15 protein-coding genes are annotated in these 14,773 nt (G+C 68.0%); 10 read left to right on the plus strand and 5 right to left on the minus strand.

Features of this window, described 5'->3' with window-relative positions; translation table 11 throughout:
- The first annotated feature begins 94 nt into the window (after positions 1–94).
- Together ACJH6J_RS16795 and ACJH6J_RS16800 are read left to right on the plus strand one after the other, a co-directional pair.
- Positions 95–1,648, plus strand: a complete 1,554-nt coding sequence (locus ACJH6J_RS16795; protein ID WP_406775073.1) for a succinic semialdehyde dehydrogenase — start codon at positions 95–97, stop codon at positions 1,646–1,648.
- Positions 1,649–1,702: 54 nt separating this feature from the next.
- A complete protein-coding gene (locus ACJH6J_RS16800) occupies positions 1,703–2,344 on the plus strand; it encodes a nitroreductase family protein (RefSeq protein ID WP_212806729.1) in 642 nt (213 codons plus the stop codon).
- Positions 2,345–2,362: 18 nt separating this feature from the next.
- On the opposite strand, the gene ACJH6J_RS16805 is transcribed toward ACJH6J_RS16800, so the two are convergent.
- The gene (locus ACJH6J_RS16805) at positions 2,363–2,824 is read right to left on the minus strand and encodes a tRNA (cytidine(34)-2'-O)-methyltransferase (RefSeq protein ID WP_406804256.1); all 462 of its coding nucleotides are present in this window, start codon (positions 2,822–2,824) and stop codon (positions 2,363–2,365) included.
- Between the two features lie 48 nt (positions 2,825–2,872).
- Positions 2,873–3,496, minus strand: coding sequence for a TetR/AcrR family transcriptional regulator (locus ACJH6J_RS16810; RefSeq protein WP_406804230.1), 624 nt, complete (start codon positions 3,494–3,496; stop codon positions 2,873–2,875).
- Positions 3,497–3,578: 82 nt separating this feature from the next.
- Here ACJH6J_RS16810 and ACJH6J_RS16815 point away from each other — a divergent pair, with 82 nt between their 5' ends.
- From ACJH6J_RS16815 to ACJH6J_RS16835, 5 genes are all read left to right on the plus strand, one after another.
- Complete coding sequence (locus ACJH6J_RS16815; protein ID WP_406804231.1) at positions 3,579–3,944, plus strand: DUF4345 domain-containing protein; 366 nt, start codon at positions 3,579–3,581, stop codon at positions 3,942–3,944.
- 234 nt (positions 3,945–4,178) lie between these two features.
- Complete coding sequence (locus ACJH6J_RS16820; protein WP_406804232.1) at positions 4,179–6,869, plus strand: ATP-binding protein; 2,691 nt, start codon at positions 4,179–4,181, stop codon at positions 6,867–6,869.
- The gene (locus ACJH6J_RS16825; protein WP_020104190.1) at positions 6,866–7,264 is read left to right on the plus strand and encodes a roadblock/LC7 domain-containing protein; all 399 of its coding nucleotides are present in this window, start codon (positions 6,866–6,868) and stop codon (positions 7,262–7,264) included. Before ACJH6J_RS16820 ends, ACJH6J_RS16825 begins: the two co-directional genes overlap by 4 nt.
- 9 nt (positions 7,265–7,273) lie before the next feature.
- The gene (locus ACJH6J_RS16830; protein ID WP_406804233.1) at positions 7,274–7,660 is read left to right on the plus strand and encodes a DUF742 domain-containing protein; all 387 of its coding nucleotides are present in this window, start codon (positions 7,274–7,276) and stop codon (positions 7,658–7,660) included.
- Positions 7,641–8,219, plus strand: a complete 579-nt coding sequence (locus ACJH6J_RS16835; RefSeq protein WP_064982801.1) for an ATP/GTP-binding protein — start codon at positions 7,641–7,643, stop codon at positions 8,217–8,219. The genes ACJH6J_RS16830 and ACJH6J_RS16835 overlap by 20 nt, the downstream gene beginning before the upstream one ends.
- Here ACJH6J_RS16835 and ACJH6J_RS16840 read toward each other — a convergent pair.
- Positions 8,216–9,016, minus strand: coding sequence for a DUF1906 domain-containing protein (locus tag ACJH6J_RS16840; protein WP_406804234.1), 801 nt, complete (start codon positions 9,014–9,016; stop codon positions 8,216–8,218). The genes ACJH6J_RS16835 and ACJH6J_RS16840 overlap by 4 nt on opposite strands.
- Before the next feature lie 20 nt (positions 9,017–9,036).
- On the opposite strand from ACJH6J_RS16840, the gene ACJH6J_RS16845 reads away from it, so the two are divergent.
- The gene (locus ACJH6J_RS16845; protein ID WP_318986838.1) at positions 9,037–9,606 is read left to right on the plus strand and encodes a pentapeptide repeat-containing protein; all 570 of its coding nucleotides are present in this window, start codon (positions 9,037–9,039) and stop codon (positions 9,604–9,606) included.
- A 3-nt stretch (positions 9,607–9,609) separates the two neighbouring features.
- On the opposite strand, the gene ACJH6J_RS16850 is transcribed toward ACJH6J_RS16845, so the two are convergent.
- Positions 9,610–12,306, minus strand: a complete 2,697-nt coding sequence (locus ACJH6J_RS16850; RefSeq protein WP_406804235.1) for an FHA domain-containing protein — start codon at positions 12,304–12,306, stop codon at positions 9,610–9,612.
- 49 nt (positions 12,307–12,355) lie between these two features.
- On the minus strand, positions 12,356–13,546 hold the full coding sequence (locus ACJH6J_RS16855; RefSeq protein ID WP_406804236.1) for an NADH:flavin oxidoreductase: 1,191 nt from the start codon (positions 13,544–13,546) through the stop codon (positions 12,356–12,358).
- 70 nt (positions 13,547–13,616) lie between these two features.
- Here ACJH6J_RS16855 and ACJH6J_RS16860 point away from each other — a divergent pair, with 70 nt between their 5' ends.
- Complete coding sequence (locus tag ACJH6J_RS16860; protein WP_406804237.1) at positions 13,617–14,468, plus strand: bifunctional methylenetetrahydrofolate dehydrogenase/methenyltetrahydrofolate cyclohydrolase; 852 nt, start codon at positions 13,617–13,619, stop codon at positions 14,466–14,468.
- Positions 14,465–14,758 carry a DUF3017 domain-containing protein gene (locus ACJH6J_RS16865; RefSeq protein WP_406804238.1) on the plus strand — a complete coding sequence of 98 codons (294 nt, stop codon included), beginning with the start codon at positions 14,465–14,467 and terminating at the stop codon, positions 14,756–14,758. Before ACJH6J_RS16860 ends, ACJH6J_RS16865 begins: the two co-directional genes overlap by 4 nt.
- The last annotated feature ends 15 nt before the right edge of the window (positions 14,759–14,773 follow it).

Here is a 14,773-nt window from a genome sequence, read left to right on the forward strand (position 1 = left end):
GATCTATGGCAGCCGCACGCTGTCGAGTAGTGTTACCGAGACCGCCGGTACCGCAAAATTACCGCGCATCCGTGATCGACTCAGGAGAGCCAGTATGCCCGCACCGTCAGCGCAGGTTTTCGATCGTCTGCGTCAACTGGCCGCCATTGAGAACATCGACGACCGGCCGACCCGCACCATCGACGAGGTCTTCACCGGTAAGCCGCTGACCACCATCCCGGTCGCGACCGCCGAAGACGCCGAGAGGGCGTTCGCCAAAGCGCGTGCCGCCCAGCGTGATTGGGTCAAGCGGCCGGTCGCGGAGCGGGCCGCGGTGATCGCGCGCTACCGCGACCTGGTCCTGGAGAACCGTGAGTTCCTGATGGACCTGCTGCAGGCCGAGGCCGGCAAGGCGCGGTGGGCGGCCCAGGAAGAGATCATCGACCTGTTCGCCAACGCGGACTACTACGCCAAGGTTGCGGCCAAGCTGCTCAAGCCCCGCCGCGTCGCGCCGCTGCTGCCCGGCCTGAACCGGACCACCGTCGCCTACCAGCCGAAGGGCGTCGTCGGCGTCATCTCGCCGTGGAACTACCCCATGACCCTGACGGCCTCGGACGCCGTGCCCGCCCTGCTCGCCGGTAACGCGGTGGTGCTCAAGCCGGACAGCCAGACGCCGTACTGCGCGCTGGCCTGCGCCGAGCTGCTCTACCGTGCCGGTCTGCCGCGCGCGCTCTACGCCGTGGTTCCCGGGCCGGGCTCGGTGGTCGGCACCGCGATCGCCGACAACTGCGACTACCTGATGTTCACCGGTTCCTCGGCCACCGGCAGCCACCTCGCCGAGCACGCGGGCCGTCGTCTCATCGGGTTCTCCGCCGAACTCGGCGGCAAGAACGCCATGATCGTCGCCAAGGGCGCCAACCTCGACAAGGTCGCCAAGGCCGCCACCCGCGCCTGCTTCTCCAACGCCGGTCAGCTCTGCATCTCGATCGAGCGCATCTACGTCGAGCGGGACATCGCCGACGAATTCACCCGCAAGTTCGGTGACCAGGTGCGCAAGATGCAGCTCGGTACCGCCTACGACTTCAGCGTGGACATGGGCAGCCTGATCTCCGAGGGCCAGCTCAAGACCGTCTCCGGCCACGTCGACGACGCAAAGGTCAAGGGCGCCAAGGTGATTGCCGGTGGCAACGCCCGCCCCGACATCGGCCCGCTGTTCTACGAGCCGACCGTGCTCACCGACGTCACGCCCGACATGGAGTGCGCCAACAACGAGACCTTCGGTCCGCTGGTGTCGATCTACCCGGTCGCCGACGTCGACGAGGCCGTCGCCAAGGCCAACGACACCGAGTACGGCCTCAACGCCAGCGTGTGGGCCGCCTCGATCGAGGAGGGCGAGCAGATCGCCTCCCGCCTGCGGTCCGGCACGGTCAACGTCGACGAGGGCTACGCGCTGGCCTGGGGCAGCCTCGGTGCGCCCATGGGCGGCATGGGCATCTCGGGGGTCGGTCGCCGGCACGGCGCTGAAGGCCTGCTGAAATACACCGAGTCCCAGACCATTTCGACGTCGAAGGTGCTCAACCTCGACCCGCCGTTCGGCCTGTCGAAGTCGCTGTGGCAGAAGTCGCTGGTGCCGATCGTGCGCGCAGTGACGAAGCTGCCCCGGCACTGACGGCGACGAGCCCGCCGCCACGGGGTGACGGCGGGCCGGCGGTAATGTGCGGCTATGACGCTGAACCTCACCGCTGACGAAGTGCTGACCTCCACCCGATCGGTCCGCAAGCGACTCGACTTCGAGAAGCCCGTGCCGCGCGAGGTGATCATGGAGTGTCTGGATCTGGCGCTGCAGGCGCCGACCGGTTCCAACGCCCAGGGCTGGCAGTTCGTCTTCGTCGAGGACGCGGCCAAGAAGAAGGCGCTGGCCGATATCTACCGCGCCAACGCCACGCCGTACCTGGACCTGCCCAAGCCCGAACGCGGCGATATCCGCGACCAGCAGATGGACGCCGTGATGGGCTCGGCCAAGTACCTCAACGAGAACTTCGAGAAGGCGCCGGTCCTGATGATCCCGTGCCTCGAGGGGCGGCCCGACGGGATGGACGCCGGCATGCAGGCGTCGTACTGGGGCTCGCTGCTGCCGGCGGTGTGGAGCTTCATGCTCGCGTTGCGCTCCCGAGGTCTCGGCTCGGCCTGGACGACGCTGCACCTGATCGGCGAAGGGGAGAAGCAGGCTGCAGAACTGCTGGGGATCCCCTTCGACAAGGTCACGCAGGGCGGACTGTTCCCGATCGCCTACACCAAGGGCACCGATTTCAAGAAGGCCCAGCGGCTGCCGGCCGAGCAGCTCGCGCACTGGGACAGCTGGTGAGCTGGGGCGTCAGCTCGGTCAGATGCCCTCGGCGAAGCCGAGCTGACGCCACGCCTCGTACACCGCGACCGCCGCGGCGTTGGACAGGTTCAAGGACCGCCGCCCCGGGATCATCGGGATCCGGACTTGCTGGGTGATGTGGGGGTCGGCGAGGGTCTCGGCGTCCAGTCCGGTGGGCTCGGGCCCGAACATCAACACGTCATCCGCCCGGTAGGCCACGTCGGCGAACGACGAATTCGCATGCGCGGTGAAGGCGAACACCCGCGCCGGCAGGAGTGCCTGCCACGCAGTCTCTAGATCGGGGTGCACCGTCACCGAGGCCAGATCGTGGTAGTCCAACCCGGCGCGGCGCAGCTTCGGCTCGGACAGGTCGAAGCCGAGCGGCTCGACCAGATGCAGCTCGGCGCCGGTCGCGGCGACCATCCGGATCGCGTTGCCGGTGTTCGGCGCGATGCGGGGTGAGTAGAACAGCACCTTCAGTGCCACCCTGCCGCCTCTCTGTCTGGGTCTAGGTGGGGCCGAAGTAGGTTACTGTGCCGCGGCGGAATCACCGACGCCGTGCGGCAGCTGGTTCAGATCGGCGTGCGGTGACACCAGTGCGTCCAGCGCGGTCATGCACAGGTCGACGGCGGCGTCACGAGAAAAGCTCTGCAGCTCAAGCCATTCCAGTGCGACTTCGCGAACCAGGGCCAGCCATCCGGACAACGCCACCGACACCAGATCACGACCGGACCCTGCGAGGTCCAGGGCGTCCAGCGCGTGGTCACGCAGCCGGGTGAGTTCGAAGGTGATCGGGCTGCGCACCGCGGGATCGGCGGCGATGGCGCTGCGATTGGCGATCATCATCAGCGTCAGGTTCTGCTCGTAGAACGTGAAGTGCGCGACGAGCGCACCACGGATCTGGGCGCGCACGGTGTCGACGGCCGTGAAGTGCGAGTCGTGCGCCAGTTTCTCGTGGGCCCGCGCCCAGAGCGCCGCGAACAGTTCCTTCTTGCTGGGGAAGTAGTGGTAGATCAAAGCCCGCGAGATTCCGGCCTGCGCTGCGATGTCCTCCATCGCCACCTGCTCGAACGGCAGGACAGAGAATGCCGCCATGCCGAGATCGAGAATCTGATCCCGACGTTGGTCGGGTGTTAACCGACTCCGTGCCATTCAGGCACTGTAATTCAACCGTTGACCGTATCCGTGCAGGGTCGATAGCCTCGTATTGGATTACGTCCAATAGGGGTGTGAAATGGTGGCGAAATGGTGGCTGACCATCTTCGGTGCGGTGTGCGTCCTGATCGGACTGGCACATCTGCTGATCGGTGCGCCGTCGATCATCGGTGGTGGACCCGTCAACGCCACCATCGATAGCGATCTGCGGTTCTATGCCGTGTTGTTCATCGGTTTCGGTGGCGGATTCGTCTGGGCGGCCGCGGACCTGCCCCGGCGCGCCGCGACAGAGCATGTGCTGGGGGCATTGTTCCTGGCCGGGGGACTGGCGCGGTTGCTCGCGATCTGGCAGACCGGCGTCCCGCACATCTTCTATGTCGCGATGATTCCGGTTGAGTTGGTGGTCCCGGTCGTCAACTGGGCGCTGCTCAAACGCATCGCCTGACCATTCGATCGAATCTGCACGCTCTTACCACACAACTGTGCAACACATAGGTCACGAACGCTGTTCGTTGGATGTGAAGCATGGAAACGGCTGCTCATCGCTGTCATACTGCGACAGATTGCCAGGCGGATTTCCCGTGCCCGAGTGGGCTGATAATCCGGCGGGGAACACCAATATGAACCAAGCGCCTGTAACCGATCGCGGACCCATGGCCGGCGGGAAAGCCGAGCCGCGATGACTGCTGCGCAACAGTTTTCGGCAGCCGACCAGATCACCCGCGCGCCCGCCAAACGCCCGTCCCGCTTCGCGCCGTCGAATTGGCCCGTCGCCTGGAAAGTTTTCGCCATCGCCTTTGTGCCTCTGGTGCTGGCCGGCACGTTCGGCGGAATGCGCATCTATTCCGGCTGGACGGACGCCGCGGATTTGCGCCGCGCGGCGGACCGCGCCGAAATGGTGCCCGCCATCGAGAACTACATGGCGACGTTCGACGCCGCGCTGCTGGCCACGTCCACCGGCGGCGATGCGCAGCAGGCGCTGAGCGCCTACGACGAGAGCAAACGACGTCTGCAGCACCGGCTGACGGAGACCGACGTCGCGACCGACGTCGGCACCGGCGTCAAAACCCTGCTCGACGGTGGTCAGGGGCTGCTCAACAAGGTCGCGGCCAACAGCATCGGGCTGCGGGAGCGCGTGACGCTGTACGCGCCGATCCTGCTGACGGCCGAGGACACGATCACCGGTTCGGTGCGCATCGATGACGAGAAGATCCGCGCCCAGACGCAGGGCCTGAGCCGGGCCGTCGGCGCCCGCGGCCAGATGATGATGCAGCAGCTGCTCGTCACCCTGGGTGGCGAGCTGCCGGACAACGAACTGCGCAGCTCGATGACCACCCTGGCCGGCACGGAGCCGTCGACGTTGTTCGGCATGAGTGAAGTCCTGGGTGTCGGCTCGCCGGAAGCGCAGAAGCTGGCCCAGGAAATGGTCAAGCGGATGTCGATGATGTCCGACCCGAACGTGCAACTGGTCAACAACCCCGACCTGAGCCAGTCGATCCAGACCACCAGCGGCATCGCCGGGAAGCTGCTCGACAGCGTGTCCGCGACCGTCGTGTCGGCGGTCGACGATCAGGCCACAGCCAAGCGCACCGAGGCCATCCGTGATTCGGCGATCGTCGGCGCCGTCATGGTGCTGGCCCTGCTCATCGTGCTGTACATGGCCCGGACACTGATCCGTCCGCTGCGGCGGCTGCGCACCAGCGCCCTCAAGGTCGCGCACGAGGATCTGGTCCGTGAGCTCGACGAGGTCCGGTCCGGCGCCGATGTGACCGTTCGCCCGCTGCCGGTGCAGAGCACCGAGGAGATCGGGCAGGTGGCACATGCCGTCGACGAGCTGCACGAACAGGCCGTGCTGCTGGCAGGCGAGCAGGCCCGGCTGCAGCTTCAGGTCAGCGACATGTTCGAGACGCTGTCGCGGCGCAGCCGGTCGTTGATCGACCTGCAGCTGACCGTCATCGACCAGCTGGAGCGTGACGAACAGGACCCTCAGCGCCTGTCCAAGCTCTTCCGGCTGGACCACTTGGCCGCCCGGATGCGGCGCAACGGCGCCAACCTGCTGGTGCTGGCCGGCACCAACGTCCCGCACGAACAGGGCGAGCCGGTGCCCGTGACCGCGGTGATCAACGCCGCGGCGTCCGAGGTCGAGGACTACACCCGGGTGGCCATCGTGGCCGCGCCCGACACCGAGATCCACGGTTCGGTCGCCGGCGACCTGGTGCACATGATGGCCGAGTTGCTGGACAACGCATTGCGGTACTCGCCGCCGAGTTCGGAGGTACAGGTCTCCGCCGTGCACGCGCCCAACGGTGCACTGGTGATCGAGGTGAGCGACAGCGGTCTCGGCATGACCGAAGCCGATCTCCGCATGGCCAACAGCCGTCTGCGCTCTGGCGGCGAGGTCAACACGTACACCGCGCGGCACATGGGCCTGTTCGTCGTCGGCCGGCTGGCCACCCAGCACGGCCTGGTCGTCCGGCTGCGCGACACCGTCGAAGGCGATCCCGAATCGGGCACGACCGCCGGCATCTATGTTCCGGTCGAGTTGCAGGCCGGGCTGCCCGCGATCCCTGACTTCGGCACCTACTGGGACGGCTCGTCGACCGCGGAGACCGGCGTGACGGACCTACCGGGCCTCGGCCCCGACACCGGCGGGTTCGCGACGTTCGGCGCCGTGGCCCAGCCCCCGGCGCCGCCCGCGCCATCGGTGGAGCCGGCGTTCGTGGAGGCCGAGACGCGCAACGGCTTCGGTGCCGGCCCCTTCGACGCGGGTGACCTCAGCGGCGTCAACCTGCCGCAGCGCAATCCGGGCGCCAGCGGCATCGCCGGCCGCGCCGAGTCACCCGTCGAGCGACCCGCCCAGGCACCGACCGACACATCGTCGTTCTTCGCGGCCCGGGCCCAGACGCCGTCCACGGCACCCGAGCCGGTGCGTCCGGCGCCCGAGCCGGTCCGTCCACCAGCCCCGCCGGCGCCGCCCGTCCGCCCTGCCCCGACACCCCAGCCGAGCGCCACCGCCGGAAGTGAGGACGCCATCTACCAGAAGATGCTCTCGGAATGGCTGATCGACGATCCCACGCAGTTGGCGAACAGCACCGACCTCGACTGGCAGACGGTGTGGGACCAGGGTTGGTCGGCGGCGGCCGCCGCGCAGGACGCGCCGGTCGTCGAACACACCGAGGCGGGCCTGCCGGTCCGGCAGCCCGGCGCCCGGCTGGTCCCCGGTGCGCCTGACGAAGGCGCCCACCCCGAAGCGTCCGGCGAGGGCGCACCACGGCGCGATCCCGCGGCGGTGCGGGCCAGCATCAGCGGCCACTTCGGTGGTGTGCATGCCGGTCGGTCGCAGTCCCCGGACGTGGGGGAGCGGCGATGACCCGGGCCACTCAGCGCGAGTCACTGGATTGGCTCGTCACGAAGTTCGCGGACGAGGTGTCGGGGGTGGCGCACGCCATCCTGGTGTCCGCCGACGGTCTGCTGATGGCCGCGAGTTCGCGGATGCCGACCGAGCGTGCCGACCAACTTGCCGCCGTCGCCTCCGGGCTGGCCAGCCTGGCCACCGGCGCCTCCCAGCTGTTCGACGGCGGGCACGTGCTGCAGTCCGTGGTCGAGATGGAGCAGGGATACCTGCTGCTGATGCGCGTCGGCGACGGTTCGAACCTCGCGACGCTGGCGACCCGGTCGTGCGACATCGGCCAGATCGGCTATGAGATGGCGATTCTCGTCGAACGCGTCGGGACCGTCGTGCAGTCCGCCCGCAGGACCCGATAAGGACACATCATGGAGCCGACATCTGACGCCTGGGAGTCCGCATTCACCGCGGAGCAGCCCAGCCTGGTGCGGCCCTACACGCTGACCGCGGGCCGGACCACCACCGAGATCGAGCTGCCCATGGAGGCGCCGATCTACCCGCTGGCGGCCGCCCCGGCGTCGCACTGGCCGGGCAACGACGTACGCAGCGAGATTCTCAAACTCGGTTCCACCCGGCCCTCGGTGGCCGAGGTCGCGGCAAAGTTAGCAATACCACTCGGTGTTGCGCGTGTGCTGATCGGCGACCTCGTCAAGCAGGGTTATCTTCAAGTACACGCCACGCTCGGCACCACGGCGAGCATCGACGACCGGCGTGACTTGATCGGGAGGACACTGCGTGGCCTACGGGCTCTCTAATCGGCACGCCCCCGCGTCGACGAAGATCGTCATCTCGGGTGGGTTCGGCGCCGGTAAGACGACGTTCGTCGGCGCGGTCTCCGAGATCATGCCGCTGCGCACCGAGGCCATCGTCACCAACGCCTCGGCCGGCGTCGACGCGCTCGCCGGTACCCCCGACAAGAACACCACCACGGTCGCCATGGACTTCGGCCGCATCACCCTCGCTGACGACCTGGTGCTCTACCTGTTCGGCACACCGGGGCAGCGCCGGTTCTGGTTCATGTGGGACGACCTGGTGCGCGGCGCCATCGGCGCGATCATCCTGGTCGACGTCCGGCGGCTGCAGGACAGCTTCGCCGCCGTCGACTTCTTCGAGGCGCGCGGTCTGCCGTTCATCATCGCGGTCAACGAATTCGACGGCGCGCCAAGGCATCCCGGCCACGCGGTCCGCAAGGCGCTGGCGCTGGCCGACCACATCCCGGTCGTCACCGTCGATGCGCGACAGCGGCAGTCGGCGCGCGACGCACTGATCACCGTCACCGAATACGCGCTGACGCGGTTGGGCGCCCCGGCCTAACGAACCAGGTCCCACTGGCCGTAGTCGGCGGCCAGGATGTCGTCCTCGTCGACGTGGAAATCACCGATCATCGTGCCCGGGTCGGAAGCCGTCACCACCGTCGACTGATACAGCACCGCCATCGGCGCGCGGGCGCCGCCCGACCAGGCCCGCGTCTGCCAGGCCCAGCGATGCCCCGGGGTGGTGGAGCGGCCGATGACGCCGTCGTCGGCCGCCCAGGTGACCTGGCGGGCCCCGCCGTAGATGCCGGTGCGCTGCACCCCGAGCACCGAATTGATGCCCTTGAACCATTGCAGCGCAACGTTTTTCCACGTGTCGGCCGAGATGTCCTCGTCGACGCTGAAGAAGATCGGTGCGGTGTCCGGCCCACCGGCCGCGCCATGCAGGCGCAGTGCGGTGCGGGCGTCGGCCACGCCGCCGTCGAAGCCGCGGGTGAAGTCCGACGGGCTGTTCACCCAGCCCGGCTTGCCGTACTGGTAGACGCTCACCACGTGCAGACCCGCTGCCCGCAGCGCGTCGGTGTAGCCGCGGCTGACGGGCTTGAAGTCGAACGTGGCACCCGGCCGTAGCTCCGACACGTAGACGATGACGCCGGTGTAGCCGGCGGCGGCGACCTGGTCGACGGGTACCTGGAGATGCGTGAAGTCGATCAGTTTGCCGTTGTCGGCGGAGCCGACGGGTTTGCCGTTGTCGGCCAAGGCAATCGGGGTACTCAGCGCCGCGGCCAGTCCGGCGGCGGTCAGCGTGAGGAAACCACGTCTCGACAGGCGGTCAGCGGGGCGTGCCAGGTCTGCCATGGGGGCTATCGTACGAACACGTGACGGTTCCCGACGAGCACTGGCAAGACACGGAATTCACCGGAGTCGTCTTTCGCGACGAATACGACGGTGACCTGAGCCGGCTGCGCACCGAGCGGGTCGTCTTCACCGACTGCGACTTCAGCGGCGTCGACCTCACCGAATCCGAGCATTCCGGCTCGGCGTTCCGTAACTGCACCTTCCGCCGGACCTCGCTGGCGCACAGCACGTTCCGGCATTGCACCTTGCTGGGGTCGACGTTCACGGAGTGCGCGATGCGGCCCATCACCATGGTCGAGGTGGACCTGCGGCTCGCGGTGCTGGCCGGCTGCGATCTGCGGGCGGTTGACCTGACCGACTGCCGGCTGTCGGAAGCCTCGCTCGTCGGCACGGACCTGCGCAAGGCCGTGCTGCGCGCGGCCGACCTACGCGGCGCGCGGGTGCAGGACGCGAAGTTCGAGCAGGCGGACCTGCGCGCGGCCCGCACGGATGCGACGTTCTGGACCACCGCCGGGTTGCGGGGCGCCCGCATCGACGTCGATCAGGCCATCGCCTACGCCGTCGCCCACGGCCTGGACCTGTCCAGCTAGCCCCTAGTCGGCCTTCAGACGGATCCGCCAGCGCACGAAGCCGAGATAGCAGGCCGACAGCAGCAGCAGGGCGCCGATGTCGGTCCACCACGCGCCGGTGGTGTGATGCCAGAACTTGTCATTGGGCAGCACCGGCTCAGGCACCAATCTGGTCAGATCGATGGTCGATGCCGACGACGCGAAGCCCCACCGCGCCGGGGTGAGCCAGGACAGCTGATCGAGCACCACGCGGCCGGTGACCGGAATCAAGCCGCCCGAGAACACCAACTGGCTCATCACGGCCACCACGAGCAGCGGCATGATCTGCTCGGCGGATTTGGCCAAACCGGACAACGCCAGACCCGTCATGGCCGCGGCCACACACGTCATCGAGATATCGACGAACATCTCGAGGCTGCGGCTGGGTATCACCGAACCATTTGTGACCGACCCCGCGCCCCAGCCTTTTCCGATGATCGTGATGGCCACGACGATCGAGGACTGGACGATGGCGAAGGCAGTGAACACCGCGACCTTGGCCGCCAGGTACGCGGTGGTCGAGAGGCCGACGGCCTGTTCCCGACGGAAGATCGCCCGCTCACCGATCAGCGCGCGAATGGTCAGCGCGGTGCCCATGAAGATGGCGCCGACGTTCATCATCACCAGGATCTGGCCCGGCTCGCTCGGCGCGGCGCCGAAATCAGGTGGGCCGGCCGCGAGTGGTTTACCGAAGCCCACCCCGGATTTGTTCGGTCCGCCGCCGGGCACCGACAGCGACAGCACACCCATGATGAACGGCAAGAACAGCAGGAAGGCGGTGTAGGCCCGGTCGGCCAGGATCAGCTTCACCTGGCGTCGCGCGATGGTGGAGAACTGTCGCAGCAGCGACGTCTTCGCCGGCGCACCCAGGTCGGCCGGTGTTGCCGCGGCCGGCTGCGGTGGTGGCGGCCCGGAGCGCTGCAGGAATTTCTGGTGGGCCGCCTCCGGATCGCCGGCAACCGACGAGAAGATGTCGGCCCAGTTGGTGGTGCCCAGTTCCGGACCGATCTGGCTCGGCGGGCCGCAGAATGCCGTCATGCCGCCGGGTGCCAGCAGCAGCACCTGGTCGCAGACGTCGAGGTAGGTCAGCGAGTGCGTGACCACCAGAACGACACGACCGGCATCGGCCAGCTGGCGCAGCATCGTCATCACCTGACGGTCGAGCGCCGGGTCCAGGCCCGAGGTCGGCTCATCCAGGATCAGCAACGACGGCCCGGTCAGCAGCTCGAGCGCCACGGAAGCACGCTTGCGCTGACCGCCGGACAGCTTCGCCACGCGGGTGTCCAGATGCTTCGTCATCTCGAGCTCTTCGAGCACCTGCATGACGACCTGCTCGCGGTCTTCCTTCGTGGTGTCCGGCGGCAGTCGTAGCTCGGCGGCGTACATCAGGGCCTGCCGGACGGTCAGATCACCGTGCACCACGTCGTCCTGCGGCACCATGCCGATTCGGGATCGCAGCGAGGCGTACTCGGCGTGGATGTCGTGGCCCTCGAAGGTGACGGTGCCACTGGTCGGGTGGGTCAGGCCGGCGACCTGCTTGGAGAACGTCGACTTGCCGGCGCCGGACGGGCCGATGACCGCGGTCAGCGTGCCGGGGCGGGCGTCCAGCGAGATGTTGTTCAGCAGGGTCTTGTTGCCCTCGATGGTCCATGTCAGGCCGTGGACCTCGAGGCCGCCGGTGCGGGTGTCGGCGGTGGTGACGGTGCGCCGGGCCAAGGTGCCGCCGCTGTAGACGAGGTCGACGTTACCGATGGTGACGGTGTCGCCATCGCGAAGCATCGCTTCTTCGACCCGCTGGCCGTTGACGAACGTGCCGTTGATGCTGCGGTTGTCGATGATCTGCGCGCCGCCGCCGGCGGACGGCACCAACGTCGCGTGGTGCCGCGACGCCAGGACGTCGGGGATGACGATGTCGTTGTCGGTGCCGCGACCGATCTTGATGGCTCCGGCCGGCACCTCGGCGTTGCGGCCGGGCCGCAGGATCTTGAGCATCGTCGTGCCGAGGTTGTTCTCGCTGGGCCGCGCGACGGCGGTCGGCCCGAACTGGGTGGCAGGTGAGCTCGACTCTTCGGGAACGACCCGCGCCGGTGCCGGCCGCGACATCGGCGCAGACGGCGGCGCGTACTGCTGGGGGCCGGTCGGATAGCGCGGTGGCTGCTGCTGGCCATACTGCGGCTGCGGTCCACTCGGATACTGCGGCTGCGGACCCGACGGGCTGAAGGTCTGGGGGCCGCTCGGGTAGCGCTGCTGCGCCGCCGACGGTGGGGTGTACGGCTGCTGGCTGGGCCACGTCGCGCTGGGCCGGTGGTTGGTCGACGGCGTCGGGGTGACGGGCATGGACGTCGTCGGCGGCGTGCCGGCCGGGCCCAGGTGCTGGCCGACCTCGAAGGTCAGCAGCGGTCCGTCGGGGTTACCGATGTTCACCGCCGAGCCGTTGTGCAGATCGGCGGCCGGGACACGCTGCCCGTTGACGTACATGCCGTTGAGGCTGCCGTTGTCGACTGCGACCCAGCGGCCGTGATCGAAACGCAGCATCAGGTGCGCGCGCGAGATCAGCGGGTGGGCGACGCGGAAGTCGGCGCGCAGATCGCGGCCGACGACGACGTCGTTTCCCGGGGCGAACGTGCGCGTGGTGGCGTCATGGCGAACGGTGAGCGCTGGCAGTGCGGCTGGTCCAGTCATCGAAGGCAACTCTATCCGTTGCCGGGGACTTTCCTGGGGACCAACCGGGTCAGTACGGCTTGCCGGTCACCACGCAGTGGGTCTGGGTGTAGATGGTGGGCATGCACAGATTGCAGTGTGTGCAGCCCGATTTCACGGTGTGGTCGGCCTGGATCCGGTTGAGCAGGTCGGGTTCGGCCAGCAGCGCCCGGCCCATCGCGACGAACTCGAACCCCTCGGCCATCGCCAGATCCATGGTGTCGCGATTGGTGATCCCACCCAACAAGATCAACGGCATCGACAACTCAGCGCGGAACTGGCGGGCCTGCTCGAGCAAAAACGCCTCCCGATACGGGTACTGGCGGAAGAACCGGTGCCCACTGGCCCGGATCCCCCAACTCAGCGGCGGCCTGAAATTCGCCGCGAACTCCCGGACCGGGGCATCCCCACGGAACAGGTACATCGGATTGACCAGCGAGCTGCCCGCGGTCAGCTCCAACGCATCCAGGTTGCCGTCCTCTTGCAGCCACCGGGCGGTCTGCAACGACTCATCCATGCCGATGCCCCCGCGCACCCCGTCGCTCATGTTGAGTTTGGCGATCACCGCGATCTGACCCCCGACGGCCTCGCGGACGGCCGCCACGGTGCCGCGCGCCACCTTGGCCCGATTGGCCAGCGAGCCACCGAACTCGTCGCGGCGCTTGTTGATCAACGGGCTCAAAAAAGAGGAGGCGAAGTAGTTGTGGCCCAGATGCACTTCCACGGCGTCGAACCCGGCCTCGATCGCCAACCTGGCGGCGTTCGCGTGCGCGGCCATCACCGCCTCGATATCGCCGCGGGTGGCCTTCTTCGCGAACCGCATCGACAACGGGTTGAAGAATCGCACCGGCGCCAACGCGGGGGCCTTGTTGGTGCGGGGATTGGCGACCGGGCCGGCGTGCCCGATCTGCGCGCTGATCGCCGCCCCCTCGGCATGCACCGCATCAGTCAACTTGTGCAGCCCCGGGAGGGCGTCGGGGCGCATCCACAACTGCCACCCATCAGTGCGCCCACCCGGGGACACCGCGCAATAAGCCACCGTCGTCATCCCCACCCCACCGGCAGCCGGCAACCGGTGATACCGGATCAAATCGTCGGTGACCAGCGCATCCGGCGTCGCCGCCTCGAACGTCGCCGCCTTGATCACCCGGTTACGCAACGTGATCGGACCGAGCTTGGCTGCACTGAAGACATCAGTGGACACATTGGGCTGGGTGTTCACTTCCGCAGCTGACCACGTCGTCCTGGGTGGTGTCAACGGCGGTTTCCGCGGGCCTGACACAATGTTCGTCGTGGGTGCAATCACGCTGGACGGCAAGGCCACACGCGACGAGATCTTCACGGACCTGACCAAACGGGTGGCGGCCCTGACCGCTGCGGGGCGGACGCCGGGTCTGGGCACGGTGCTGGTCGGTGACGACCCGGGCTCACACGCCTATGTGCGCGGCAAGCACGCCGACTGCGCCAAGGTCGGCATCAACTCGATCCGCCGGGACCTGCCGGCCGACATCAGCCAGGCCGAGCTCAACGCCGTCATCGACGAGCTGAACGCCAACCCGGAGTGCACGGGCTACATCGTGCAGCTGCCGCTGCCCAAGCACCTCGACGAGAACGCCGCGCTGGAGCGCATCGACCCCGACAAGGACGCCGACGGGCTGCACCCGACCAACCTGGGCCGGTTGGTGCTGAACGAGCCCGCGCCGCTGCCGTGCACGCCGCGCGGCATCGTGCACCTGCTGCGCCGTTTCGAGGTGCCGATCGCCGGTGCGCACGTCGTGGTGATCGGCCGCGGTGTCACCGTGGGCCGGCCGATGGGCCTGCTGCTCACGCGGCGTTCGGAGAACGCGACAGTGACGTTGTGCCACACCGGAACTCGTGATCTGCCGGCGCTGACCCGGCAGGCCGACATCATCATCGCGGCGGTCGGTGTGCCGCACATGGTGACTGCCGACATGGTCAAGCCGGGCGCGGCCGTCGTCGACGTGGGCGTCAGCCGGGTCGACGGCAAGCTCGCCGGCGATGTCCACCCCGACGTGTGGGAGGTCGCCGGTCACGTGTCACCCAACCCCGGTGGCGTCGGACCGCTGACCCGGGCTTTCCTGCTGGCCAACGTGGTTGAGGCCGAAGAGGCGAAACTGTCTTGACCGCAAAGGAATTCGTCCGCAAGGTTTTCGCCGGCCAATGGCCGATCCTGTCGGTGGGCGTGTTCTTCGTGGTGGCTTTCGCGTTGGTGGTGGGCGGCTACTGGCGCCGCGGCGCGCTGGTGATGGCGATCGGCGTCGGGATCGCGGCGGTCATGCGGCTGCTGCTGACCGATGACCGTGCCGGCCTGCTCGTGGTGCGCAGCCGAATCATCGACGTCGCGACGACGGCGTCGGTCAGCGCCGTCATGTTGTACGTGGCATGGACCATCAATCCGTTGGGTACTGCCTAGCTTTTTGGCCCGGGT

Origin of the sequence: Mycobacterium sp. SMC-18, assembly GCF_045310895.1 — a bacterium.
GTDB lineage: Bacteria > Actinomycetota > Actinomycetes > Mycobacteriales > Mycobacteriaceae > Mycobacterium.

What these genes read in the sequence shown, in the direction of transcription:
- ACJH6J_RS16795 (WP_406775073.1), top strand. Translation starts at nt 95, where the DNA reads ATGCCCGCACCGTCAGCGCAGGTTTTCGATCGTCTGCGTCAACTGGCC.
- ACJH6J_RS16800 (WP_212806729.1), top strand. Translation starts at nt 1,703, where the DNA reads ATGACGCTGAACCTCACCGCTGACGAAGTGCTGACCTCCACCCGATCG.
- ACJH6J_RS16810 (WP_406804230.1), bottom strand. Translation starts at nt 3,496, where the DNA reads ATGGCACGGAGTCGGTTAACACCCGACCAACGTCGGGATCAGATTCTC.
- ACJH6J_RS16815 (WP_406804231.1), top strand. Translation starts at nt 3,579, where the DNA reads ATGGTGGCGAAATGGTGGCTGACCATCTTCGGTGCGGTGTGCGTCCTG.
- ACJH6J_RS16820 (WP_406804232.1), top strand. Translation starts at nt 4,179, where the DNA reads ATGACTGCTGCGCAACAGTTTTCGGCAGCCGACCAGATCACCCGCGCG.
- ACJH6J_RS16825 (WP_020104190.1), top strand. Translation starts at nt 6,866, where the DNA reads ATGACCCGGGCCACTCAGCGCGAGTCACTGGATTGGCTCGTCACGAAG.
- ACJH6J_RS16830 (WP_406804233.1), top strand. Translation starts at nt 7,274, where the DNA reads ATGGAGCCGACATCTGACGCCTGGGAGTCCGCATTCACCGCGGAGCAG.
- ACJH6J_RS16840 (WP_406804234.1), bottom strand. Translation starts at nt 9,016, where the DNA reads ATGGCAGACCTGGCACGCCCCGCTGACCGCCTGTCGAGACGTGGTTTC.
- ACJH6J_RS16850 (WP_406804235.1), bottom strand. Translation starts at nt 12,306, where the DNA reads ATGACTGGACCAGCCGCACTGCCAGCGCTCACCGTTCGCCATGACGCC.